This window comes from Kluyvera sichuanensis (genome assembly GCF_014218705.1).
Classification (GTDB): Bacteria; Pseudomonadota; Gammaproteobacteria; order Enterobacterales; family Enterobacteriaceae; genus Kluyvera; species Kluyvera sichuanensis.
In genome coordinates, this window is record NZ_JABBJF010000001.1 from 270,612 (window position 1) to 292,918 (window position 22,307).

Annotated in this window: 24 protein-coding genes; 5 read left to right on the forward strand and 19 right to left on the reverse strand. The window is 54.4% G+C overall.

Going from position 1 to position 22,307, the window contains the following annotated elements; all coding sequences use genetic code 11:
- Positions 1 to 494: 494 nt before the first annotated feature.
- The 11 genes from nth to blr all read right to left on the reverse strand — a co-directional run bounded on the left by nth (position 495) and on the right by blr (position 9,528).
- Positions 495 to 1,130, reverse strand: coding sequence for an endonuclease III (gene nth / locus HII27_RS01325; RefSeq protein ID WP_185666168.1), 636 nt, complete (start codon positions 1,128 to 1,130; stop codon positions 495 to 497).
- Positions 1,130 to 1,828 carry an electron transport complex subunit E gene (locus HII27_RS01330; protein WP_185666169.1) on the reverse strand — a complete coding sequence of 233 codons (699 nt, stop codon included), beginning with the start codon at positions 1,826 to 1,828 and terminating at the stop codon, positions 1,130 to 1,132. The genes nth and HII27_RS01330 overlap by 1 nt, the downstream gene beginning before the upstream one ends.
- Positions 1,829 to 1,831: 3 nt before the next feature.
- A complete protein-coding gene (gene rsxG / locus HII27_RS01335) occupies positions 1,832 to 2,452 on the reverse strand; it encodes an electron transport complex subunit RsxG (protein WP_185666170.1) in 621 nt (206 codons plus the stop codon).
- Positions 2,453 to 2,460: 8 nt separating this feature from the next.
- Positions 2,461 to 3,513: an electron transport complex subunit RsxD gene (gene rsxD / locus HII27_RS01340; protein ID WP_185666171.1), complete on the reverse strand. Its 1,053-nt coding sequence runs from the start codon at positions 3,511 to 3,513 to the stop codon at positions 2,461 to 2,463.
- Positions 3,514 to 5,646, reverse strand: a complete 2,133-nt coding sequence (gene rsxC / locus HII27_RS01345) for an electron transport complex subunit RsxC (RefSeq protein WP_185666172.1) — start codon at positions 5,644 to 5,646, stop codon at positions 3,514 to 3,516.
- Complete coding sequence (rsxB, locus tag HII27_RS01350) at positions 5,639 to 6,214, reverse strand: electron transport complex subunit RsxB (RefSeq protein WP_185666173.1); 576 nt, start codon at positions 6,212 to 6,214, stop codon at positions 5,639 to 5,641. Before rsxB ends, rsxC begins: the two co-directional genes overlap by 8 nt.
- A complete protein-coding gene (gene rsxA / locus HII27_RS01355) occupies positions 6,214 to 6,795 on the reverse strand; it encodes an electron transport complex subunit RsxA (RefSeq protein ID WP_185666174.1) in 582 nt (193 codons plus the stop codon). The genes rsxB and rsxA overlap by 1 nt, the downstream gene beginning before the upstream one ends.
- A 77-nt stretch (positions 6,796 to 6,872) precedes the next feature.
- On the reverse strand, positions 6,873 to 7,313 hold the full coding sequence (locus HII27_RS01360) for a DUF2569 domain-containing protein (RefSeq protein WP_185666175.1): 441 nt from the start codon (positions 7,311 to 7,313) through the stop codon (positions 6,873 to 6,875).
- An 83-nt stretch (positions 7,314 to 7,396) separates the two neighbouring features.
- Positions 7,397 to 7,612, reverse strand: a complete 216-nt coding sequence (gene ydgT / locus HII27_RS01365; protein ID WP_185666176.1) for a transcription modulator YdgT — start codon at positions 7,610 to 7,612, stop codon at positions 7,397 to 7,399.
- Between the two features lie 286 nt (positions 7,613 to 7,898).
- Positions 7,899 to 9,269: a GH1 family beta-glucosidase gene (locus HII27_RS01370; RefSeq protein ID WP_185666177.1), complete on the reverse strand. Its 1,371-nt coding sequence runs from the start codon at positions 9,267 to 9,269 to the stop codon at positions 7,899 to 7,901.
- Positions 9,270 to 9,372: 103 nt separating this feature from the next.
- Entirely contained in the window at positions 9,373 to 9,528 is a 156-nt protein-coding gene (blr, locus tag HII27_RS01375; protein ID WP_185666178.1) for a division septum protein Blr, read from the reverse strand.
- Between the two features lie 238 nt (positions 9,529 to 9,766).
- On the opposite strand from blr, the gene HII27_RS01380 reads away from it, so the two are divergent.
- Positions 9,767 to 10,807 (forward strand): oxidoreductase, encoded by a 1,041-nt coding sequence (locus tag HII27_RS01380; RefSeq protein WP_185666179.1) that lies wholly within the window; start codon positions 9,767 to 9,769, stop codon positions 10,805 to 10,807.
- A gap of 48 nt (positions 10,808 to 10,855) precedes the next feature.
- Here HII27_RS01380 and add read toward each other — a convergent pair whose 3' ends face one another.
- Positions 10,856 to 11,857: an adenosine deaminase gene (gene add / locus HII27_RS01385; RefSeq protein ID WP_185666180.1), complete on the reverse strand. Its 1,002-nt coding sequence runs from the start codon at positions 11,855 to 11,857 to the stop codon at positions 10,856 to 10,858.
- 293 nt (positions 11,858 to 12,150) lie between these two features.
- Between add and HII27_RS01390 the strand changes: the two genes are divergently transcribed.
- Positions 12,151 to 12,600, forward strand: coding sequence for a hypothetical protein (locus HII27_RS01390; protein ID WP_185666181.1), 450 nt, complete (start codon positions 12,151 to 12,153; stop codon positions 12,598 to 12,600).
- An 18-nt stretch (positions 12,601 to 12,618) separates the two neighbouring features.
- Here HII27_RS01390 and HII27_RS01395 read toward each other — a convergent pair whose 3' ends face one another.
- Positions 12,619 to 13,992, reverse strand: coding sequence for an aminotransferase-like domain-containing protein (locus HII27_RS01395; RefSeq protein WP_185666182.1), 1,374 nt, complete (start codon positions 13,990 to 13,992; stop codon positions 12,619 to 12,621).
- Positions 13,993 to 14,093: 101 nt separating this feature from the next.
- Between HII27_RS01395 and HII27_RS01400 the strand changes: the two genes are divergently transcribed.
- Complete coding sequence (locus tag HII27_RS01400) at positions 14,094 to 14,846, forward strand: AzlC family ABC transporter permease (RefSeq protein WP_185666183.1); 753 nt, start codon at positions 14,094 to 14,096, stop codon at positions 14,844 to 14,846.
- On the forward strand, positions 14,846 to 15,148 hold the full coding sequence (locus HII27_RS01405; RefSeq protein ID WP_185666184.1) for an AzlD family protein: 303 nt from the start codon (positions 14,846 to 14,848) through the stop codon (positions 15,146 to 15,148). Before HII27_RS01400 ends, HII27_RS01405 begins: the two co-directional genes overlap by 1 nt.
- 167 nt (positions 15,149 to 15,315) lie before the next feature.
- On the opposite strand, the gene HII27_RS01410 is transcribed toward HII27_RS01405, so the two are convergent.
- Entirely contained in the window at positions 15,316 to 15,786 is a 471-nt protein-coding gene (locus tag HII27_RS01410; RefSeq protein WP_185666185.1) for a nuclear transport factor 2 family protein, read from the reverse strand.
- Positions 15,787 to 15,875: 89 nt separating this feature from the next.
- Here HII27_RS01410 and HII27_RS01415 point away from each other — a divergent pair, with 89 nt between their 5' ends.
- Complete coding sequence (locus HII27_RS01415) at positions 15,876 to 16,454, forward strand: TetR/AcrR family transcriptional regulator (protein WP_185666186.1); 579 nt, start codon at positions 15,876 to 15,878, stop codon at positions 16,452 to 16,454.
- Here HII27_RS01415 and HII27_RS01420 read toward each other — a convergent pair.
- The 5 genes from HII27_RS01420 to HII27_RS01440 form a co-directional block, all read right to left on the reverse strand.
- Entirely contained in the window at positions 16,438 to 17,388 is a 951-nt protein-coding gene (locus HII27_RS01420) for a spore coat protein U domain-containing protein (RefSeq protein ID WP_185666187.1), read from the reverse strand. The two genes, HII27_RS01415 and HII27_RS01420, sit on opposite strands and share 17 nt — an antisense overlap.
- Complete coding sequence (locus HII27_RS01425; protein ID WP_185666188.1) at positions 17,367 to 19,721, reverse strand: fimbria/pilus outer membrane usher protein; 2,355 nt, start codon at positions 19,719 to 19,721, stop codon at positions 17,367 to 17,369. Before HII27_RS01425 ends, HII27_RS01420 begins: the two co-directional genes overlap by 22 nt.
- The gene (locus HII27_RS01430) at positions 19,687 to 20,403 is read right to left on the reverse strand and encodes a fimbrial biogenesis chaperone (protein ID WP_185666189.1); all 717 of its coding nucleotides are present in this window, start codon (positions 20,401 to 20,403) and stop codon (positions 19,687 to 19,689) included. The genes HII27_RS01425 and HII27_RS01430 overlap by 35 nt, the downstream gene beginning before the upstream one ends.
- Positions 20,404 to 20,425: 22 nt before the next feature.
- Positions 20,426 to 20,917 (reverse strand): Csu type fimbrial protein, encoded by a 492-nt coding sequence (locus HII27_RS01435; protein WP_185666190.1) that lies wholly within the window; start codon positions 20,915 to 20,917, stop codon positions 20,426 to 20,428.
- Between the two features lie 191 nt (positions 20,918 to 21,108).
- Entirely contained in the window at positions 21,109 to 22,281 is a 1,173-nt protein-coding gene (locus tag HII27_RS01440) for a MalY/PatB family protein (protein WP_185666191.1), read from the reverse strand.
- Positions 22,282 to 22,307 lie beyond the last annotated feature (26 nt).

Below are 22,307 nucleotides of genomic sequence, written 5' to 3' on the forward strand. Positions count from 1 at the left end.
AATGTTCACTATCCTGCGCTTTCAGACAAGACCTTTGTAATACTCCGTTACAAATAAAAAGAGTGGAATAATTAACCAGACATATAAATGTTATTTAGCGTTAAATTTCACGCTTTAAATTTAAGCGGTTTTTTATTCTGAAATAGTGGGGCAAAAACGGCAATTTAACGATATCTTCTGCTGATCTCGCTTTCGTATAGTGATATAGGCTGGATTCTGAAAAATAACTGGATGATCATATTGTGCGTTACGGAGGATTCATCCTAATGATGTAAGCGAATTGCTCGTAAAGAAACATAAATGCAACATCATGTTGTGGTGATGTTCTGGTCAGTTTTTGTATAGAAAATTTCGTTAGTGATGGCCCGTTTAATCTGTAAAAGCGTTATATAGGCGTTGGATGTGCCAAAAAATGAATAATTAGATGGGATTAAACGCGGTCTAGTCACTCGGAAGGGGGCGGCGGGCCGACTTGCCACGCCGCGAAAAATGGACTACAGCTCCACTTTCTCTTTAAATTCACACAGGTCTTCAATGATACAGGAACCGCAGCGAGGCTTACGGGCGATGCAGGTGTAACGGCCGTGCAGAATGAGCCAGTGGTGGCAGTCGACCTTAAACTCGGCGGGAACCACTTTCAGCAGCTTCTCCTCCACCTGTTCGACGTTCTTGCCAGGCGCAAACTGCGTGCGGTTACAGACGCGGAAGATGTGCGTATCGACGGCGATGGTGGGCCAGCCAAAAGCAGTGTTTAACACCACGTTCGCCGTTTTACGTCCAACCCCCGGTAATGCTTCCAGCGCCGCCCGGTCTTCCGGAACTTCACCACCGTGCAGTTCCAGCAGCATGCGGCAGGTCTTGATGACGTTCTCCGCTTTACTGTTGAACAGGCCAATCGTCTTGATGTACTCCTTCACGCCATTGACGCCCAAATCAAGCATCGCCTGCGGCGTGTTTGCCACTGGGTAAAGTTTGGCGGTCGCTTTGTTGACGCTCACGTCCGTCGCCTGTGCGGAGAGCAGAACCGCAATCAGCAATTCGAACGGTGAAGTGAAGTTGAGTTCGGTGGTCGGGTGCGGGTTGTTGTCGCGCAGCCGAGTCAATATTTCAAGACGCTTGCTTTTGTTCATCAGGCTTTCTCTGCCCCATCCACGTTCACGCTATCGGCGGCAATAACCTGCTGAGCATGACGTTTCTTAGTCCGTTCATCGATAAGATATTTGATAGCCAGCAGCATTCCCAGGCCGATAAATGCGCCCGGTGGCAGCATCGCCAGCAGGAAAGGGGTATCGGTATGGAAGACTTCAATGCGCAGCGCCTTCGCCCAGCTACCCAATAGGCCATCCGCGCCGTCGAACAGCGTGCCGTTACCGAGCAGTTCACGGATGGAACCCAGTACAAACATGGTGCAGGTGGCGCCCATGCCGATAGCAAAACCGTCCAGCGCCGACAGCGCCGGGCCTTTTTTGGCCGCAAACGCTTCTGCGCGACCTACGACGATACAGTTGGTCACGATAAGCGGGATAAAGATCCCCAGCGACTGGTACAGGCCGAACGCATAGGCGTTGATCAGCATCTGCACGGCGCTAACCACCGACGCAATAATCATCACGTAGATGGGGATACGAATTTCCGCTGGCGTCCAGCGACGCAGGCTGGAGATGGCCAGGTTGGTGAGCGTCAATACCAGGGTAGTGGCAAGACCTAAACCTAAGGCGTTGGTGGCGGTTGAGGTGACCGCCAGCAGCGGGCACATGCCTAAAAGCTGAACCAGCGCGGAGTTATTCTTCCACAGCCCCTGGACAATAACCTCTTTGACTTCGCTCATTGTTTATCCTCCACAGGCTTGCAGTTGTGACAGTTGGTCGGGCAGCGTTTGGGCATACAGCCCTGCGCGTTTTACCGCATTGACTACCGCACGAGGGGTAATGGTCGCCCCGGTGAACTGGTCGAACTGGCCGCCGTCTTTCTTCACTGCCCACTGGCTATCGTTCGCACCGTCGATTTTTTTACCGGCGAAGAAGGTTATCCAGTCAGACAGGCGAAGCTCTATTTTATCACCCAGCCCCGGCGTTTCGTGGTGCTCGGTCACGCGGGTACCAAGCACGGTACCGTTAAAATCGGCACCGACCAACAGCTGAATAGCGCCGGAATAGCCGTCCGGCGCGGTGGCTTCGAGTACGGCGGCGACCGGCTTATCGTCCTGACGGGCGATATAAACCTTATGCGCGCCTTTGCCGAGCGCCGGGGCTTCCACCACAAAGCAACTCTTCAACAGGTCATTATTATAGCTTCCTGCCGGAATGACCTGCTGGAACAGGGCGTTTTGCTGCTTCTCGGCCTGGTCGTCGATGGTGTGCTTGGTCAACTGGTTGATTGCCGCCGTCAGCCCGGTAGAACCGGCTGCGAACAGTGCCAGCGTGACACCGTGTTTACGCATGGTCTTTAACATGTGAATCCTCAGCGGTGTCCGTAAACGCGCGGGCGCGTATAGTAATCAATCAGTGGGACGGTGATGTTAGCTAACAGCACGGCAAACGCCACGCCGTCCGGGTAGCCGCCGAAGCTGCGAATAAGCCAGACCAGCAGGCCCGCTAGCGCACCAAAGATAAGACGACCTCGGTTGGTCGTGGAGGCGGTGACCGGGTCAGTAAGAATAAAGAACGCACCCAGCATGGTCGCGCCAGAAAGTAGATGCATCTGCGGCGAGGCGACGCTTTCCGGGTGGAACAGCCAGCCGAGCGTTGAGCAGACAGCCAGGCTCACCAGGAAACTCACCGGAATATGCCAGCGAATTGCTTTTTGCCACAGCAGGAACAGGCCGCCGACCAGATAGGCTACGTTGACCCACTGCCATCCCGCACCGGCTAGCGCACCGTGATAAATCGAGGATTTGAGGATCTCATCCACCGGATGTCCGGCATGAAGCGACGTTTTGAACGTATCGAGCGGCGTTGCCTGGCTTATGCCATCGACTCCCATCTTCAACGCCGTCATGTCCTGACCTGCAGCGGTATGACCGCTGAAAATCACCTGCAGCGCGTCCATAAAGCCCGGCACGTTGGCGGCGATATCGTGCGGCGGCAGCCAGGAGGTCATCTGAACCGGGAAGGAGATCAGCAGTACCACGTAGCCAATCATCGCTGGGTTAAACGGGTTCTGACCCAGGCCGCCGTAGAGTTGCTTAGCAATAATCACGGCAAACACGGTACCGAGTACCACCATCCACCACGGAGCAAACGGCGGAATACTGATGGCCAGCAGCAGGCCGGTCAGCAGCGCAGAGTTATCGGCGAGCGTCTGACCGATGTTCTGCTTGCGCAGGCGAAGCACCAGCGACTCGGCAAGCCAGGCGGTAAGAATAGCGAGAACCAGTTGAATGACGGTTCCCCAGCCAAAAAACCAGCTCTGGACCACAATGCCGGGCAGTGCGGCAATGACCACCAGCATCATAATACGCGATGTCTGGCGATGGTTGTGGGTATAAGGGGAACTTGCGATTTTGAAAACCATTTAATCCTCGTTAACGGCCTGAGCGGCTTTCCTGGCTTGAACACGGGCAATAGCGGCAGCAACGGCGGCTTTGCGTGGGTCGTCGTTGGCGGCAGGTTCATTCATTTCTGTCGTAGCGGCCTTGCGCGCTTTGGCTCGCGCGATGGCGGCTTCGACGGCAGCTTTACGCGGGTCAACCGCTGTCTCTTCAACGGTAACGGCTGGTGCTTCAACTGATTGTGCCGCTTTACGAGCTTTGGCACGCGCGATGGCGGCTTCAACGGCAGCTTTGCGTGGATCAACCGCGTCGGCGACAGTAGCGGGTTCTTCCGGCATTGGTTGCGATGCTTTGCGTGCTTTAGCACGGGCAATAGCCGCTTCAACGGCGGCCTTGCGCGGGTCGATGGCTCCATCAACGGCAGCAGGTTCTGCTGCTTCAGTAGGGGCCGCTTTACGTGCTTTGGCGCGAGCAATAGCGGCTTCAACTGCGGCTTTACGCGGGTCGATAGCTTCAGTCGTTGCCTGCTGTTTTTCAGCCTGCGCGGCGCGAGCCTGAGCTTTACGTGCTTCACGGGCGGCAGCCACAGCGCTGTTATCCGGCACGGCACCAGTCTGAATCACAATCGGCTGCGCGGCCTGCTGCTGTTTTTCTCGTACGCGAGCCAGTGCCGCATGAATCGCATCCTGATCTTTGGCAGCAGGCTGAACGGCCGCTTTTTTATGGCGCTCTTCACGGGCGGCTTTCTCGCGTTCCAGACGCTGCTGACGCGCTTCGAAGCGAGCTTTGGCTTCTGCGGCGCGCTGTTCTTCCTGGCGAATGGCGTTGATTTCGGCCTTTTCCTGACGGAAGTACTGCACCAGCGGAATGCTGCTTGGGCAGACCCACGCGCAGGCACCACATTCAATGCAGTCGGAAAGGTTGTGTGCCGTGGCTTTATCATGCTGCTGGCCTTTGCTGAACCAGTACAACTGCTGCGGCAGCAGATCGGCCGGGCAGGCATCGGCGCAGGCGCTACAGCGAATGCAGCCTTTTTCCTCTTCCGGCTCGCCCATTTCAGCGGCAGAAGGGGCCAGCAGACAGTTGGTGATTTTGACCACCGGTACATCAAGCCAGGGCAGGGTAAAGCCCATCAACGGGCCACCCATGATCACCATCTGGTCGCTGGTCGGGCAAAAATCGGCATGTTTGAGCAGATGCTGTACCGGCGTGCCCAGACGCGCCCAGACGTTACCAGGTTGGCCAACCGATTCACCGGTCAGCGTGACGACGCGCTCGGTCAACGGTTCGCCGTCGATGACCGCGCGCTTTACCGCATAGGCGGTGCCGACGTTCTGCATCAATACGCCAATATCCGACGAACGGCCGCCGTGCGGAACCTGTTTACCGGTCAGAATTTGCGTCAGCTGCTTTGCGCCGCCGGAAGGGTATTTGGTTGGGATCACGCGCAGACTAATACCGTGACAGCCCGCGAGCACCGCGCGCATCATCGAAATCGCCTGCGGTTTATTATCTTCGATGCCGATAAGCACCTGCTGCGGCTGCAGGATATGCGCGAGGATCTGAATACCTTCGACAATCTGCGCTGCGCAGTCCTGCATCAGGCGATCGTCAGCGGTGATGTACGGCTCGCACTCGGCGGCGTTAATAATCAGCGTGGTGATTTTATCGCCGCCGCCGCGCAGTTTGTTGCCCGTCGGGAAACCTGCTCCGCCTAAACCGGCAACGCCAAACTGGTGGATACGTTCAATCAGTGCGTCGCGACTATGGTTTTTGTAATCATTCCAGCCGTCGCGAGCTATCCAGCGGTCTTCGCCGTCGGCGTCAATAATGACGCTCATTTCTGGCAGCGCGGAAGGGTGGGCGGTAGCATGAGGTTCAATCGCCACGACCGTCCCGGAAGTGGGGGCGTGGACCGGCAGCATGCGTCCCCAACCGCGCGTTAACGGCTGGCCACGGAGCACGTGATCACCAGGTTTCACGCTGAGTTCACCTTCTGCGCCAATATGTTGCTTCAACGGGATAACAAAACGCTGGGCTAGGGGAACCTGGCGCAGCGGCGTGCCGTTTGACTGGGTTTTCATTTCAGGCGGATGAATGCCCCCGTCGAAATCCCAGATTTTGTCTTTTCTGAAGGCGGAGAATAGCTTAAGCATGGTGTTCCACAGGAATGTTTCGTACCGGGATAGTGTGCAGATCCCACTTCCAGCTGTCGGTTGTCGTTTCGACAGGGCGTAACTCGATACACTGCGTTGGGCAAGGGGCCACGCACAGGTTACAGCCGGTGCACAGGTCGCTGACCACCGTATGCATGGCGCGGGTCGCGCCAATAATGGCGTCTACCGGGCAAGCCTGAATGCACTTGGTACAACCGATACAGTTATTTTCATCAATGATGGCGAGCATGCGCGCTGGCTCGGCGGCCGCTTCGTCACCGCCGATCGGCTGCGGGTCCACGTTCAACAGCGTGGCAATTTTCAGCATCACGGCTTCGCCACCGGGCGCGCAGCAGTTAATTTTTTCACCGTTGCTGACCGCTTCTGCATAAGGGCGGCAGCCGGGGTAACCGCACTGGCCACACTGGCTCTGCGGCAGCAGTTCATCAATTTTTTCAACTACCGGGTCATCCTCAACGGCAAAACGGCGTGAGGCGTAACCCAAAATGACGCCAAAAATCAACCCTAACAGGCTGATCGCAGCGACAGCAATCCAGAAGGTCATCATTACAACTTCACCAGCCCACTAAAGCCCATAAAGGCTAATGACATTAAACCAGCGGTAATCAGCGCAATGGCGTTGCCGCGAAACGGCGCAGGAACGTCGGAGACCACCAGACGTTCGCGAATAGAGGCGAACAGCACCATAACCAGCGAGAAGCCGACGGCGGCTGAAAAGCCGTACAGCGCCGACTGCAGGAAATTGTGGCCGAGGTTGATGTTAAGCAGCGCCACGCCGAGTACGGCGCAGTTGGTGGTGATAAGCGGCAGGAAAATGCCCAGCAGGCGATAGAGCGCCGGGCTGGTTTTACGCACCACCATTTCGGTGAACTGAACGACAACGGCGATGACCAGAATAAACGCCAGCGTGCGCAGGTAAACCAAATCCAGCGGGATCAGAATCCAGGTGTCGATAAGCCAGGCGCAGATAGAGGCCAGCGTCATCACGAAGGTGGTCGCCAGGCCCATCCCCATAGCCGTTTCCAGCTTTTTGGAAACGCCCATAAACGGGCAGAGCCCCAGGAACTTCACCAGGACGAAGTTATTTACCAGCACGGTACCGATAAAGAGCAATAAATAGTCAGACATCATTCGACCTGTAACAAAAAAAGCCACCTATTATCTGACAAAGTGTCTCGAGCGACAACAGGCTAAGTGTGGGGTTATTACGCGTGAGTAAAGGTGCGTTTTACCCGCTGCGAACGCTTGAAGTACGGCACAATCAGCGCGGCGGCCAACAGCGGAAGCAGCAGCTGTCGCACGGCAAGGTCGTCCGAAATCGGCGAGAAGGCGAAGGCTTTCACCGCCAGCAGGACGCCAATCATCAACCAGATAATGTAGTGCTTTGGTACGTTATGGCGGCGCTTGAAGAAGGCAATAGTCAGCCACAGCGTGTAATAACACATGGCGATGAATGACAAGAAGGAGAGCGCGAGCAGGGCGATATTGGCCGCCCCCATCTCTTTAATCAGACTCAGGGTGTTCGGCGTCAGCAGGACGTAGCCAAATTTAACTAACGTGATGCAGATGCTTATTAACTGAACAATCAGCCAGGCCAGCGGGCCAAGCAGCCATCCGCCGATACGTTCCGCAGAATTATCCGACATTGTGTCTCCTGAAAATCAGCGCCAGTGAAGAGGAAAAAATACAAGCCGAGGAGTATAAGCAACTGGCGCTCTGGAAAAAACTACTATTGCACGAATCGCCAAACGGATTTTGGCACCTGGCCGACATCGAACAGTCGCCCGCCGGAAACCAGCTCCGCGCGACGATGGTCGGCAGCGCGATACATATTGATAATTTCTTCGGTGTTGGTCAGCGAATAGTTCAGGTGATCGTAGAGTTTTTCAAGATTGTCCAGCGAACTGACTTTGCGGAATTTTAATAAATAATCCAGAACGGTCATTTAAGGGTATCCATTTTATAATGTTAGGGCTCACCGTACAGCGTGTTTCAGTCCGTGAGAAAGAACTGAATGACAAAGCGGGTAAAGGGGTGCGCAGCCAATAGGTGTATCGACATCCGTTTTTATAGAGAGTTCAGCGCATACGACTAAACCTCAGCAGGACGGCCTGGATTATTTGGCTTATAGGCAGGAATTACAATAACAGAAAATGTGCTTATTGATTTCGATACAAAAAATGTGATTTTTTAGGCAGTCAGGGCGCTTGGCACGCCCTGACAAAGTGAAATTAACGATTCTCGCCGCGACTGGCAATTACATCCTTATACCAGAAGAAGCTTTTTTTACGCTTGCGCATCAGATTTTGCTTATGGTCGACATAAACAAAACCGTACTGTTTTTTGTAACCATTCAGCCAACTTAGCAGATCGATAAACGACCACGGATAATAACCACGGACGTCAGCACCAAGCGCAATGGCTTTTTCCAGAGCATCAATATGAACGCGTAGGAAATCGATACGCGGTGTATCCACCACTTCACCATCGACGATAGGGTCAACGGCACCCAGGCCGTTTTCGGTAATATAGATAGGAATATCACCGTAACGCTCTTTGATCATCATGATGCCGTCGGTTAACCCCTGAGGCCAAATCTCCCAGCCCCATTCGGTGTAGACGCTTTCCGGATTACGGACGAAATAGAACAGCCCTTCAACGCCTTGTTCACCGCTGACTTTTTCTTTCGGCGGCGTCGCGGAAACGGTTTCACGACGATAGTAGTTCAGGCCGATAAAATCGCAGCGGTTTTTGCGCAGCAGTTCATCGTCTCCCGGCGCAAAGCGCGGTACGCCCCACAGCGCCTGAGATTGTGCCAGCAGTTCATCAGGATAGCGGCCTTTCAGCACCGGATCGTAGAACCAGTGGGTATGGATAGCGTCTGCCAGATCGGTAGCGGCTTGGTCTTCCGGGCTATCGGTCAGCGCAGAGTGGGGTTGCAGCACGTTGACGAAGCCAATTTCACCGTTGATTTGCATCCCACGAAACGCTTTAACCGCCATGGCATGGGCAATAAAGACGTGGTGACAGGCCTGAATAGCGCGTGCCGGGTTACGCACGGAAGGGGGATGGCTACCGGTAATGTAACCGTGACCAATAAAGACGATGGTTTCGTTAAAGGTGGCCCATTTCTTCACGCGGGACCCAAAACGGGCATAGCACAGGCGCGCATACTCTTCGAAAGCTTCCGCCGTGGAGCGGGCTTCCCAGCCGCCTTCGTCCTGAAGCGCCTGTGGGAGATCCCAATGATAGAGGGTAATCATGGGTTCAATATTATGTGCTAACAGGTCATCAATCAGATCGCTGTAAAACTTCACCCCAGCTTCGTTGATCTCGCCGCGGCCGTTCGGCAGCAGGCGGGGCCATGAGATGGAGAAGCGGTAGCTTTGCAACCCCATTTCCGCCATTAACTGGACGTCTTCTTTTACGCGATGGTAGTGATCGACGGCAACGTCGCCGTTTGTACCCTGATAGGTTGTCCCTGGCTGGTGGGAGAAAATATCCCAGATAGACGGGCCTTTACCGTCTTCATTATGTGCACCTTCAACCTGGTACGCTGCCGTGGCAGCTCCCCAGAGAAAATTTGGGGGAAAAGCAGACATATAACACTCCTTACCTGTGTGATAACACGAGTGTAAGGAGTGCTTTTAAGTGGAGCAACCGGTTTCTGAAACCGGTTCCATTGATGAGATCTGAATCACTCTTTTACGATGACGGCGGGACATTTTTTTGCAGCGTTGCGGTAGCGGGCTCCGGCGGCTGGTAGTTATCGATGTGATGCGCGACAAACAGAAGCAGAACGGAAAAACCCAGAATAATCCAACCAATTAATTCAACAATACGCGTCATTACGGAAGTCATGAAATTTTACTTACAGTCCATTGATAAAAGAGAGCCAGGGCAAGATCTTAGCGTGCCTGCGTCACAACGCAAGTTTTCAGCCGAATCGTTTCGACAGGTGGTGGTTATTTCACCAATTGACGGGGCAATGGACCATAATGTTATTAAACTGTTGTATGAACGCTTCAGATGAGTTCAAATAAAGAAATCGATTACAAAATCAGTTCAAAGCACACCAAATAGAGAAGTGAGGCGACATATGAGTGACCAAATCCGTGTGGGATTAGTGGGTTATGGCTATGCCAGTAAGACATTTCACGCGCCGCTCATCAGCGGCACGCCGGGTATGGCGCTTGCCGTCGTCTCCAGTAGCGATGCCAGTAAAGTTCATGCAGATTGGCCAGCGGTGCAGGTCGTCTCCGACCCGACGGCGCTATTTACCAATCCTGATATCGACCTGATCGTTATCCCGACGCCAAACGATACCCACTTCCCGTTAGCGAAAGCGGCGCTGGAAGCGGGTAAAAACGTGGTGGTGGATAAACCATTCACCGTGACACTGTCACAGGCGCGTGAACTGGATACGCTGGCTAAACAGCAGGGCAAACTGCTGTCGGTGTTCCATAACCGCCGCTGGGATAGCGACTTCCTGACGGTGAAAGCGTTGATCAACGAAGGCAAGCTGGGCGATATCGCTCACTTTGAATCACATTTTGACCGCTATCGTCCGCAGGTACGCGCCCGCTGGCGCGAGCAGGCTGGGCTGGGCAGCGGTATATGGTATGACTTAGGCCCGCATCTGCTGGATCAGGTCGTCACCCTGTTTGGTTTACCGCAGAGTATGTATGTTGATCTCGGTCAGCTGCGCCCCGGCGCGCAGTCCACAGACTACTTCCATGCGGTGTTAACCTATCCGCAGCGCCGCGTTGTGCTGCACGGCACGCTTCTGGCGGCGGCGGAAACGGCGCGCTATATCATTCACGGTTCCGAGGCAAGCTATGTGAAGTTTGGCCTCGACCCGCAGGAAGATCGCCTGAAAAGCGGGGAACGTCTACCGCAGGCCGACTGGGGCTACGATATGCGTGACGGCGTGTTAACAACGGTGGACGGTGAAACGCGGGTGGAAACGACGCTGTTGACGCAACCGGGCAACTACCCAGCGTACTACGCGGCAATCCGCGATGCGCTGAACGGCATCGGTGAGAATCCGGTACCGGCCGGTCAGGCGATCCAGATTATGGAACTGATTGAGCTGGGGATGGAATCTGCGAAACACCGTGCGGCGCTGACGTTAGTGTAATCGCCAAGGTATTGAGGAATCCCGGCAGGCGTACCTGCCGGGATTTTTTTATGCCTGTTTAACGCGGGCGGTAAGCGCCTGTTTTTCGGCAGCGGAAAGGAACGCCATTTCCAGACCATTGATCTGCGCCTGACGAATTTGTGCCGGGCTTAAGCCTGCTGCTGGGGCGGCAGTGTGGTACTCGTGCTGAATATCAATCCCCTGAACTGCCGGATCATCGGTATTGATGCTTGCCAGCACGCCGTGTTCAAGGAACGTTTTCAGCGGATGTTGTGCCAGCGATGGCACGGTGCTGGTCTGGATGTTGGAGGTCAGGCAGGATTCAATGCCGATACGTTTTTCCGCGAGGAAATCCATCAGTGCCGGATCCAGAATGGCCTTCACGCCGTGACCGATACGCTCAGCGCCGAGGTCGCGAATGGCCTGCCAGATGCTTTCCGGGCCTGCGGCTTCGCCCGCGTGAACGGTGATACGCCAGCCTGCATCGCGCGCACGGGTAAAGTGGTTCAGGAACAGATGTCCCGGGAAGCCCAGTTCATCACCAGCCAGGTCGAGGGCGGTAATTCCGTCACGGTGGGCCAGCAGGGCATTGAGTTCTTCTTCACAGGCCGCTTCGCCAAAGGTACGGCTCATAATGCCGATAAGACGCGCTTCAACGTTAAAGGTTTTGCAGCCTTCTTTAACGCCAGCGATTACCGCTTCAACCACGCCGTCGACCGGCAGCTGGTGGGTCATCGCCATGTAGCGCGGAGAAAAGCGCAGCTCAACGTAGTGCAGGCCGTTACGGGCCGCATCTTCAATGTTTTCATAGGCGACGCGGCGGACGGCGTCCAGAGAAGCCAGAACCTTCACGCCCCAGTCAAGCTTGCTCAGGAAGCTCACCAGATCGGGTTCATTACTGGTCACTTGTACGTGGGGCAGCAGGGTTTCAAGCGTAGTAGCGGGGAGCGCGAGATTGTACTGGCGGCCGAGATCGAGGATGGTCTGGGCACGGATATTACCGTCAAGGTGGCGGTGGACATCGGTTAAAGGCAGGTTGGTATCAATCATGATCGCACTCATTTTTTAGTTAAAGTGCAAACCATTATACAACATGCCGGTAACCAGTTAAAAGTGTTGAAAAATAGATGCTTTTACAATCGCTTGGGGGGATATGGGGTTATTTTCAGCATTTTTTCGTGTAGTGCAGCGATCGCGTTCTCTAGTGCGGTATATCCAGAAGGACCTGTTTTAAAATTAAAGCCAAAAGATGACAGCCAAAAATAGTAGGAATAATCTTAATATGTTGTTGTTTTTATCCCGATCTGAATAATGCGTATGACAATCCATAAAGGCAACGTTTTATGAAAATTCACGCTGTTACGATCATTGCGCTGCTTTTTCTTCCTTCTCTTGCATATTCAGAACAGCAGGAACGGGAATACAACACCTGGTACTTACGAAATGCCATTCTTTATGACATGACGCAGACCTCAGAGGGGTTTCCCGTCATGCTAAGTATCGCCCAGCCAGGTCGAATCGGAGCCAATATGGTGGTGTCTTACCTGGCTGAGGGGCCGTGCGCGGGTGGTGCTAAAACGTTCAATGTTAATGGCAAAGATATTCCAGCCAAATACAGCTGCGTGCCGGTAGGCAAGGACCGGATCGAACATTACGCCCTTAACGATTCACAGCAAATCAATGAGATGGTGAATCACCTCGAGTCTGATTTCACCTTGTTGTTGCAGAATAATATCAAGGTATGGGCAGCCAATATCAAATCGCCGAAGTATGGTATGGCGCCGAGGTTTTGATATTCGCCCTAAGCGTGCTCAGACCGGATAATTCAGCATCGCAGGTCGTTTAAGCTGGGTGATAATCCGCTTAATTATCAACAGCGCCTGAGTCAGCTTTTCCATATCCGGCCCGCCAATACACAATCGAATTCCCGCCTGATCGGCGAACGGTGTCACCTCCGTTGAGGCGGGCGACGTCACTTTAATACCGGCGGCAAGCGCTGCCTCGTAGAAAGGGTGTACGTTTTCCCGGGGTAGTGGCAGCCAGAGGTGGAAGCTGGGCAGCCCTGAGTGGTACAGGTTTTCGCCCAGAATATCGCGTGCCAGCGCGTATCGGCGTGTAGTCTCTTGCTCAATGGCGAGGGTGACGGTTTCGGCAGTGCCGTCCAGCAGCCACTGCTCCATAATGGCACAGCTCAGCGGTGAAACCATGATAGCCGTTGTTCTGAGCATCGATTCTCCCTGCGCGTAGAGCGCCTTGGGCAGCAGAAGCCCGCCAATTCGAAGCGCTGGATTAAGGATCTTCGACAGGCTATTTACATACAGGGTGATTTCCGGTGCCAAACGGGTGATTTGCGGTATGTCGATATTGCGGGTCAGCCGATAAACATCATCTTCAATGATAAACAGCTTCCGTTCCCGGCAAATGCGCACCAGTTCATGACGACGCGTCAGACTCATCACCCGCGTTGAAGGGCTTTGCAGCAGCGGGGTCACATACACCGCCGCGTTGTGTTCACCGCGGGCGTCGAGCGCTGCTTCTAACGCTTTCACATCCATACCGTCATCATCCATTGGGATGCCGACCAGCGTCAGATTGAGCAGTCGCGAAAGTTGAATCAGTCCGGAATAGGTCTGCGCCTCAACGTACAGCGTACTGAACGGCTTGCAGACGGTGGAGAGCGCCACCGACAGCGCATGCTGCGCGCCGCTGGTGATAATGAGCTGTTCAGCATTGGCCTCAACGCCAAGCTGGGTAAACCAGCGCGCCAGCAGTCGTCGGTGCTCATCATGACCAGCGGGAGGGGCATAAAAGTTAAACATATCCATATCCGGCCGACGTGCGATGGCGGTGAGCGTCGCGCCGAGTGAACGCGCCGTCAGGGCGGCAGGCGGCGTGTTCTGCGAAAGGTCGATAACTTCTGCGCTACGCGCGTTTGCTAGCGCGACAAACATTCCGCTGCCCTTAACGCTGCGGACCAGGCCACGTTTTTCGAGTATCCCGTAGGCTTTGGTCACCGTGCCAAGGCCAATACTCAGGGTATCCGCGAGATCCCGATGCGCCGGTAAGCGTGCGCCGTAGGGCAGTAGGCCGGAAAGAATATCTTCCGATAAAGCCAGTACCAGCCGTTCGGTGGGGGATGTTGTCTGTTCGGCAAGCCGTGGCTGCCAGGGGGAGCGTTCGCGCATCTGATCACTTAAGTGTAATGTGACACTATATATGTTTACTAATAGTGTCACGCATTCTATGCTAATGCCAGCTAAAGCAGCATCCGAAACAGGCATTCAATATGAGCATAAAAGATATTTCCGTTATTGCGGACGGACCAGACACGTCTGCGCAAAGTGATTCCGTGGGCGCTGAATTTCGTCGTGGGATTAAAGAAGGGCTGCCGGTATTACTTGGCGTTATTCCATTTGCGCTGGTGCTTGGCGCACAGGCGAGCCATAAAGGATTAAGTCATTTTGAAGTGCCGCTAATGACCGGGCTTAATTTTGCCGGTGGCTCTGAGTTTGCGGCAATACAAATCTGGACCAATCCGCCGCATATTTTATTAATTATGGCCGTGACCTTTCTGGTGAATAGCCGACATATTTTGATGGGGGCGACGTTGGTGCCACTGCTGGCGCGTTTCCCGAAACGTAAGGTGCTCCCGGCGTTGTTTTTGATGACTGACGAGAGTTGGGCATTGAGTTACAGCGATGCGCAAAAGCGAGCTGGTCGTGGAATGCTCAGTTTTAGTCTGCCTTATTATCTGGGGGCATCGCTGTCGTTTTATGCCATGTGGGTGGGTTTCACTGCCCTTGGCGCACTGGCGGGACCGGTGCTGGGCGATGTTCACCGTTATGGTTTTGATATGGCGTTCCCGGCGGTATTTCTGGTGCTGGTCCGGGGTATGTGGCGCGGAGTTCGCAAAGCGCTGCCGTGGCTGACCAGTTTGCTGGTGGCCGTGGCGGTGTATCACTTTATACCCGGCGTCTGGTACGTTATCGCCGGGCCGCTGGCCGGGTTAGCGGTGGCCTGGCGGTGGGGGGATAAATAATGCCGGATCAGCAAACGCTGTTTGCCATCGTGTTGATGGCGGCAACCACCTATTTAACCCGCATCTCTGCGTGGCTCATTTTACGAAATCGTACGCTGACGCCGGGTGCTATGGCGGTACTGCGTTCATCGCCGGGGTGCGTCATGCTGGCGTTTATTGCCCCGTATTTTGCTTCAGGTAACTTTATTGATTTAATTGGCCTGGGCGTGACGTTTATTGCGGCTATCCGTTTTTCTATGCCAGTAACCGTTATTATCGGCGTGCTCGCTACGGCGCTGTTACGCCACTATTTTTCTTTGTGAGGATATTCGCAATGACCCGAACTTTGCGCAACGCCCGTTTAGCGGTAATTATCATGAGTGTCGTGATGATTGCTATTTTTCTGCTGAGCGCGGCATCTGTACTGATGCAAAAATAATATTGCGGTGGGATAATCACTCCCCGCGCGACTGCGCGGAGAGTGCTGCTGTTACAGTCCTAATTCGCTAAGCCCCGGATGATCGTCCGGGCGTCGGCCCTGGGGCCAGTGGAACAGGCGTTCATCTTCGCGAATCGGCAGGTCGTTCAGGCAGGCAAAGCGGCGCTGCATCAGCCCATCCTCGTTAAATTCCCAGTTTTCATTGCCGTAGGAACGAAACCAGTTGCCGGAATCGTCATGCCATTCGTAGGCATAGCGCACGGCAATACGGTTGCCTTCAAAAGCCCATAGCTCTTTGATAAGGCGATATTCCTGCTCTTTTTTCCATTTTCTCTCGAGAAAGGCCTGCGCCTCGGCGCGTCCGTGGATAAACTCGGCGCGATTTCGCCACTGGGTATCGGTAGTGTAGGCCATCGCGACTTTCACCGGGTCGCGACTGTTCCAGCCATCTTCAGCAAGGCGAACTTTTTCAATCGCACTTTCGCGAGTGAAAGGCGGGAGTGGCGGGCGACTGATGCTCATAAAAACCTCCAGAGTGACAATGTAGACAGATCTGTCTACTTGGTGCTAACGTATTCCCGTCTCCAGAGTTTGTCAACGGTGAAAAAACGATGAATAACGCGGTAAAAAACGGTTCAAAGGCCATCAGCGCCAGGGAAAAAATTCTCACCACGGCGCATGCGCTATTTTACTTACACGGTATTCGTGCCACCGGTATTGATAAAATTATCGAGCAGGCCGGGGTGACCAAAGTCACGTTCTATCGTCACTTTCCCAGCAAGAATCAGCTGATTTTCGCCTATCTGGATTATCGCCACACGCTGTGGATGACGTGGTTTAGCGATACGCTACAGCAGCAAAGTGAAGCCGGGCAGGCGCCTGCTACGGCGCTGGTCGCCACGATGCGGCAGTGGTGGGAGCAGCCTGACTTTCGCGGCTGCGCTTTTCTGAATGCGACGGCGGAGATAGGCGATGCGCTGCCCGAGGTTGAGCAGTTGACTCGCGAACATAAAGCCGCCGTTGCCGCCGAACTGGCAGGGCGCTGGCCGGGCCATGAGACCGCAGCGGTAGTGGTGGCGCTGGACGGCGCGATTATGCACGCGCAGATGGGGCTGCCCGTTGAGGCAGTGGCGGCGCAACTGGCTCAACTTCTGAACGCGCTGCTGCCAGCGGTTAATAGGTCAGCGTAATCACCACCGTGTCGGAATAGTCCCCCGCCGACGGCCACTTCTGTGAGGGTACGTCGCCGTAGACCACCAGATTCTGCGGCTGACCGTCGCCGGAATACTGTTTCTCCGGGTTGTCAGGCGACCATTCGACGGCATGGGCAGCATCCTGATACAGACCATAGCTGACGCATTCGCCGTCGTGGCAAAGCTGTCGGGCGTTACCGTCCGCGTGCAGGCCGCGGCCGATGCCAACGGCATAGGTGGTGCCCGTCGGGCACTGAATGCTGATGCCGGCAGTTGAGCTTGCCTGCAACGTGTCAGCTTCGGCAGGTGATTTACTGCCAAATTCCATGCTATCGACGCTGACGATTTCGCAGCCATTTTTCACCGTGGCGGTAGCGCTGATTTGATCGGTGATAAGCGTGCCAGACTCTTCGCTGCATGATGGCAGCGATTGCATCGACGACGCTGAGGCATAGCGTATCTGAACGCCGGTGGCGTAATCGTAATAACTCCCGGCGCTGATGTTGCTCTGGCCGGGGTTGATTTTGCCGATGAGCGGAATGTCATGCTCAACGTTACCCTGACCGGACGCCAGCGACATATCAATCTGCGCGTAGACGTCACTGTTCTGACTCAGCGGGTGTCTCAGGTCGTACAGTGAGTACAGCGAAAAATAGAGCGGCGTGGTGGACGGCTCATTCTGGCTCATCGGAATCGGGTCGTTTGCCATTAGCTTCAGACAGGCGCGAACGTATTCCGGCTGCCCGTCGTAGTTGTTGCAGGTAAAGGTCAGCCTGGTGCTGGTCGCGCTGCTAACGCCCGGCGTAACGGTACCAAAACTCAGCCCCGGCGGGCTACCGTTCCAGCAGTTTGCCGCCTGCGCGGCGGGGTTAAAGGTGAACATCAGCAGTATAAACAGGCCGATAAATCCTATTGAGCGAGTGACTGGCATAGCGCGTTGATTGTCTCCACGGAATGGGTAGGGTGAAGCCGCTGGGGCAGTATTACCTGACAGGATGAAGCGGCCCATTTAACTTCTACATGGCCGCCGGTCGGGGGATCTTCCAGATATATCTTTCCTTCATAGCCCGCAATGGTGTGCTGTGTGCCGTGTGTGGGTGGTTCACCGGCTGCGGTCAGTACGTTAACCTGCGCCGAAAACGGTACCGCTTTTCCATCGACCGTTTTCACCGTCATCAGCAGCGCCTGGGTTTTGTAGATCGTGAACTTAGCCAGCGCGCCGCTGGCGGCTTTCGGGATCAGCACTTCGCCGGTGTAGGGCGCACGATAGGCTTCGTCGAGTTGCAGCACATCGATATCCAACCGGTTTTCCTGATACGCATTGAGGTTGTTGAGAAACAGCATACCGTTCTTATCGGTATGGCCAACGGGCCGATGTTCCAGATAAACCGGTACGTCAGGCACGTTTGAAGTATCGACAATGGCGAACGCGCTGCCCAACATGCGGGTGGCGTACAGATGGCCCATAAACAGCCCCAATGCCCCAGACATTGAACCGTAGTAATCGCTGTTATTGTCCTGGCGGTTAAGGCCCAGCCCCATATCGCTCCAGTGGCTACGGTGCTGAACGGTCGCGTGCAGAGCGGCGTTATCGCCGCTTTGAGCCGACATATTCCATCCCCAGCCGGGTTTGTTGGCATCAAGAGAGTGGGCCAGGCTGGCCTGCATTGCATTGCCGGCGTTATCGTGGCTGTCCTGCAGTGAAAGGTAATCTTTATTCTGATTCAACGGCATACTGAAGTTCAGATACACCGTCGTATTGCGCTCATCGCCAAGTTCCTGGGTGAGGCTGGTGGCTAAGGTTATCTGGTGGGTAAAGCTTCTTGACCAGGAGAGACCAACGTACTGCGATGAGGCGTCCGGGTAAGTTTGATTTACCCAGCTTATGCCGAAGGTACCGACCGCATCCACGGTGACGCTGGTAAATGCCGAATCCTCCCGTGTGGTCAGGGTATTGTCCGCCAGGGATGAAACATCCCGATAGCCCCGGCTCGCCTGCGAATGGTTCAACGCCACGTTAAAACGGCGATTGTTCCACTGCCAGCCTGACCCCCACTGCGTTCCGCTCTCTTGCCCATAGCGGCTGTTCGACGCGTTGGCGTGAAGCACCCCTAGCGTGGGCGATAGCAGGTAATCCCAGCCCGCACCCTGATTGTGCAGGCTGGCGCTTTGCTCGGTATGTAGCCCGAGGGTGGATTTGTTGCTGACCCCGTAGCGCCAGTCTCCCACGCCGACAAATTCACTGTCATAGCTAAACGATGCGTAGGTGTAATCCTTTCGCACCCAGCCTGCGCTAATGCCCCAGGTATTCAGCCCGGCTGACAGTAACTGCGTGGCGCCGTAGAGATCCAGATTTACCACCCGCTGTTGGCCGTTAATATCGGTAATCACCACCTGCGCACCTTCATTACCGGTGAAGATCGGCGCGGTATTGAGCGTAAATTGCCCCGGGTCCACCCGCTGTGAAGAGGTTTTCACCCCGCGAACGTAGAGGTCAACGGTGGATGGCAGGGTGACGCTATCGGTCAGAATATCCTGCGATGAGGTGCTGAAGTTTGGCTGTGTCGAATAGTTATGGGCGATATTGATACCGCCAAAACGCACGCTGTTGTTCCAGCTTTGGCTGCTGGTAAAGCTGTCGCCAAGCGTCATGGAGAACAGTTTATCGACGTTCTGGTAGACCCAACTGCTCATCAGACGATGGGTACCGCGCTCACTGTCAGCGGCGTTAGTGGAGTCCTGGCTATTAAACGAGGTGCTAAAAAAACCGGGCCCCAGGCCGAACGTGCGCAACTCGCTGAACAGTGAAGCCTCCTGCTCGCCGTTTTCGTGACTGGTGAACGCATTGTAGTTCAGCGCCAACCCGCGCACTTCCGGCGAAAGCTGAGAGGCGTGGATCAGATGGGAGCCGTTGCGATTGGACAGACGGCTATCGCGCCCTAACCACGCTTTGCTGGCGACGATGTTGATATTCTGACTCAGACTATCGAACGTTACGTCCAGACCGTCCTGTGCGCTTAAGTCGAAGAACCCTTGACGCTCTGGTAGCGAGGCGGTTTTGATGTCCAGTTTTTTGGCGTCATTGGCCGAGATATACAGCTTATTATCAATATTTTTGGCTTTCACAAAGCCTTTAATCGGCTGACCGTTAACGCTGACGGTCAGGTAGAGCGTTTCATCATTGGCGGCGTAGGCGCAGTGACAGAGCAGAAACCAAAGCGGTATGGCGTTACGGAGTAATATCGATGGTCTGTTTTTGCTCATTATCATTCAAATTAAGTGACAAAGATGACGCCGTATTGATTCCTTTTGGCAGGGGCCATTCCTTTTCACTGTTCGGTAGTACGTAGCCGAGTAACCCTTTACTCATCGGTACGCGATGGCTACCGGCTAACAGGGCAATGTTGCTCAACTTAATGTGCTGCGTGCCGTTGTTGCGGATTCTGAGCATCGCCGGGTGGGTGAGATGATCAATTGATGCGCTCACGGTTTTCAGGTCCATCGGCTGGTCGTGACAGTTCACAAACACCGGGATGGAGTAACGCAGCAGAAAGCGCACGCCATCTTTTTCCGCCATGTTACTGCTGCCGGGCAGTTCATCGACGACCAGACGGTAGGCGTGTTCGGTATCACCGCTGGGCGGCACGGGAAGAATGACGCGAATAAGTTGCTGGCGGGCTGCTGGAATAGTGGTCATTGGCGGGCTGACCAGTAAATCCTCCGTCTCACTTAGCGCGTCTGTATTGTTTTGCTGATGCCAGGCGTATACCCGGATTTGTGCGCCAATGGCGGCGCTACCGACGTTTTTAACGTAGATTGCCTGCGCCGTTTCACCCGCGCAAAAGCCAACGTTAACCGGGTAAACCTGGAGGGTTGCAGCATAGGAAGAAAGGGCAAATAACGAGCCCAATGTCGCGAGCAGGATGCCAGCCAGTGTGCGTTTCATATGCTACTCCCCGGGAGCTGAATCAGTAGGAGACGGTCAGGGTCACGGTATCGGCATACACACCAGCGGGCGCCTGTGAAAGTGCGTCCGCAGTGACTTTGCCGTAGATAGGAATAACCTGCGCCGTGCCGGTACCGGTTTGTGGAATGCCGGTGGTGGACAGTTCGTTGGTATCATCAGCATCGCTATAGAGGGCGTAGGCCACCTTATCGGTGCCGTTGTTATTCGACATGTTGTAGTCGTGGCTTTTTTCGCTGCTGAGGTTATAGCTTGTGCCGGTAGTACAGGTCACGGTTGCATTTGCGGAAGCAGTCGCATCGCCGGAGTCGCTCGCACGCGAGCCAAAGTTCATATCGTCCACGCTGATCTGACAGGATTTCTCAACGGTCAGATTGACATGCATGTCGGCGCCGCGAACCTGGTCTGTTCTTGCTGCGTTATCCGCAAAGGCGGCAGATGAAAATAAAATGCTAATCGCAGTCAGAGTTAATGCAGTGGCTTGACGGTTAATCATTTTAAAACTCACTAATTTTTCAATTGTTTTGGGGTGGGGTGTTAACGGGGGCGGAGAATAAAGATTAAGAAATGTCTTAGATTGAGCAATCGTGCTATGTCTAAGAGATGTGAATGGCAGGATCTGATATTAACAATCGATAGCTAAGGCTTAAAGCTTGCGCAATGCCTGGCAGCATTGCGCAATGGCGATTAACGCAGGGTGCGAATCGCCGCAATCAGACGTTCGACGCCTTGTTCCAGCTTCACGCGCGGGCATCCGGCGTTCAGACGAATAAAACCGTTACCTTCTTCGCCGTAGGTGTAGCCCGGCATAATGGCGACCTTCTGCTGTTTAATTAACACTTCCTGCAGTTTACGATCGTCAATATTCAGCGGGCGCAAATCAACCCATGCCAGATAGGTTGCCTGTGGCATCGACCATTGCAGTTCCGGGAAGGCGGCGTTCAGCGTTTTCTCGATATAACGCATATTATCCTGCAAATATTCGCGTAGCGCATCCAGCCAGGATTCACCCTGTTCGTAAGCGGCAATATGGGCGACCAGCGCGGGAACGGAAGGGGAAGAGAGACCGTCGCGGTTTTTCAGCGCGGTGAGATAGGCTTCGCGCGCGGCATCATCAACAATCATGCCGTATGCGCCGGTAAATGCCGGGATATTGAAGCTTTTCGACCCTGAAGTGAACAGTGCCCACTCGCCGCGAGCCACTTCGCTCCACGGAATATGCTTATGCCCTTGCCAGGTCATATCCATATGAATCTCATCGCTTATCACCCGCACGTTATGTTTTTCGCACAGGGCCGCCATGGTTTCGAGCTCTTCACGTGTCCAGACTTTACCCGTCGGGTTTTGCGGGCTACACAGCAACAGCACGCTGTTGTGTGGTTCAGCGAGCACGGTTTCGAGTTTGTCCATATCGCAGAACCACTGCCCATCGTGCTTATCCATCGGCACGCCAACCACGTGGCGTTGATTTCCTTCGATGGTTTTAAAGAACGCGTCGTAGGCAGGGGTATGTACTACGATGCCGTCGCCAGGCTTCGACCACTGGCGGATCATCTCAGCCACCATATAGATGACAGAAGGGCCGTAGACGAGCGTGTTGGTATCAATCACCGCATGAAAACGGTGCGCGTACCAGTGGGCGATAGCGGGAAGAAACTCATCGTTTTTCCAGCGGCTATAGCCGAATACACCGTGAGAAAGACGTTTGCTCAGTGCGTCCAGAATGCAGGGCGCGGTGGCAAAATCCATATCAGAAATGGTAAACGGCAGCAGGTCAGCGTCGCCAAAGCGGTCGGCAACATAGTCCCATTGGGTGCACCAGGTGCCGTGTCGGTCAATCACCGTTGAAAAATCAAACATGTGGAGATCCTAACGAAGGGAAGATT

Bases quoted from the DNA above. Each gene is read 5' to 3' on its own strand.
- nth (WP_185666168.1), bottom strand. From the start codon at position 1,130: ATGAACAAAAGCAAGCGTCTTGAAATATTGACTCGGCTGCGCGACAAC.
- HII27_RS01330 (WP_185666169.1), bottom strand. From the start codon at position 1,828: ATGAGCGAAGTCAAAGAGGTTATTGTCCAGGGGCTGTGGAAGAATAAC.
- rsxG (WP_185666170.1), bottom strand. From the start codon at position 2,452: ATGTTAAAGACCATGCGTAAACACGGTGTCACGCTGGCACTGTTCGCA.
- rsxD (WP_185666171.1), bottom strand. From the start codon at position 3,513: ATGGTTTTCAAAATCGCAAGTTCCCCTTATACCCACAACCATCGCCAG.
- rsxC (WP_185666172.1), bottom strand. From the start codon at position 5,646: ATGCTTAAGCTATTCTCCGCCTTCAGAAAAGACAAAATCTGGGATTTC.
- rsxB (WP_185666173.1), bottom strand. From the start codon at position 6,214: ATGATGACCTTCTGGATTGCTGTCGCTGCGATCAGCCTGTTAGGGTTG.
- rsxA (WP_185666174.1), bottom strand. From the start codon at position 6,795: ATGTCTGACTATTTATTGCTCTTTATCGGTACCGTGCTGGTAAATAAC.
- HII27_RS01360 (WP_185666175.1), bottom strand. From the start codon at position 7,313: ATGTCGGATAATTCTGCGGAACGTATCGGCGGATGGCTGCTTGGCCCG.
- ydgT (WP_185666176.1), bottom strand. From the start codon at position 7,612: ATGACCGTTCTGGATTATTTATTAAAATTCCGCAAAGTCAGTTCGCTG.
- HII27_RS01370 (WP_185666177.1), bottom strand. From the start codon at position 9,269: ATGTCTGCTTTTCCCCCAAATTTTCTCTGGGGAGCTGCCACGGCAGCG.
- blr (WP_185666178.1), bottom strand. From the start codon at position 9,528: ATGACTTCCGTAATGACGCGTATTGTTGAATTAATTGGTTGGATTATT.
- HII27_RS01380 (WP_185666179.1), top strand. From the start codon at position 9,767: ATGAGTGACCAAATCCGTGTGGGATTAGTGGGTTATGGCTATGCCAGT.
- add (WP_185666180.1), bottom strand. From the start codon at position 11,857: ATGATTGATACCAACCTGCCTTTAACCGATGTCCACCGCCACCTTGAC.
- HII27_RS01390 (WP_185666181.1), top strand. From the start codon at position 12,151: ATGAAAATTCACGCTGTTACGATCATTGCGCTGCTTTTTCTTCCTTCT.
- HII27_RS01395 (WP_185666182.1), bottom strand. From the start codon at position 13,992: ATGCGCGAACGCTCCCCCTGGCAGCCACGGCTTGCCGAACAGACAACA.
- HII27_RS01400 (WP_185666183.1), top strand. From the start codon at position 14,094: ATGAGCATAAAAGATATTTCCGTTATTGCGGACGGACCAGACACGTCT.
- HII27_RS01405 (WP_185666184.1), top strand. From the start codon at position 14,846: ATGCCGGATCAGCAAACGCTGTTTGCCATCGTGTTGATGGCGGCAACC.
- HII27_RS01410 (WP_185666185.1), bottom strand. From the start codon at position 15,786: ATGAGCATCAGTCGCCCGCCACTCCCGCCTTTCACTCGCGAAAGTGCG.
- HII27_RS01415 (WP_185666186.1), top strand. From the start codon at position 15,876: ATGAATAACGCGGTAAAAAACGGTTCAAAGGCCATCAGCGCCAGGGAA.
- HII27_RS01420 (WP_185666187.1), bottom strand. From the start codon at position 17,388: ATGCCAGTCACTCGCTCAATAGGATTTATCGGCCTGTTTATACTGCTG.
- HII27_RS01425 (WP_185666188.1), bottom strand. From the start codon at position 19,721: ATGAGCAAAAACAGACCATCGATATTACTCCGTAACGCCATACCGCTT.
- HII27_RS01430 (WP_185666189.1), bottom strand. From the start codon at position 20,403: ATGAAACGCACACTGGCTGGCATCCTGCTCGCGACATTGGGCTCGTTA.
- HII27_RS01435 (WP_185666190.1), bottom strand. From the start codon at position 20,917: ATGATTAACCGTCAAGCCACTGCATTAACTCTGACTGCGATTAGCATT.
- HII27_RS01440 (WP_185666191.1), bottom strand. From the start codon at position 22,281: ATGTTTGATTTTTCAACGGTGATTGACCGACACGGCACCTGGTGCACC.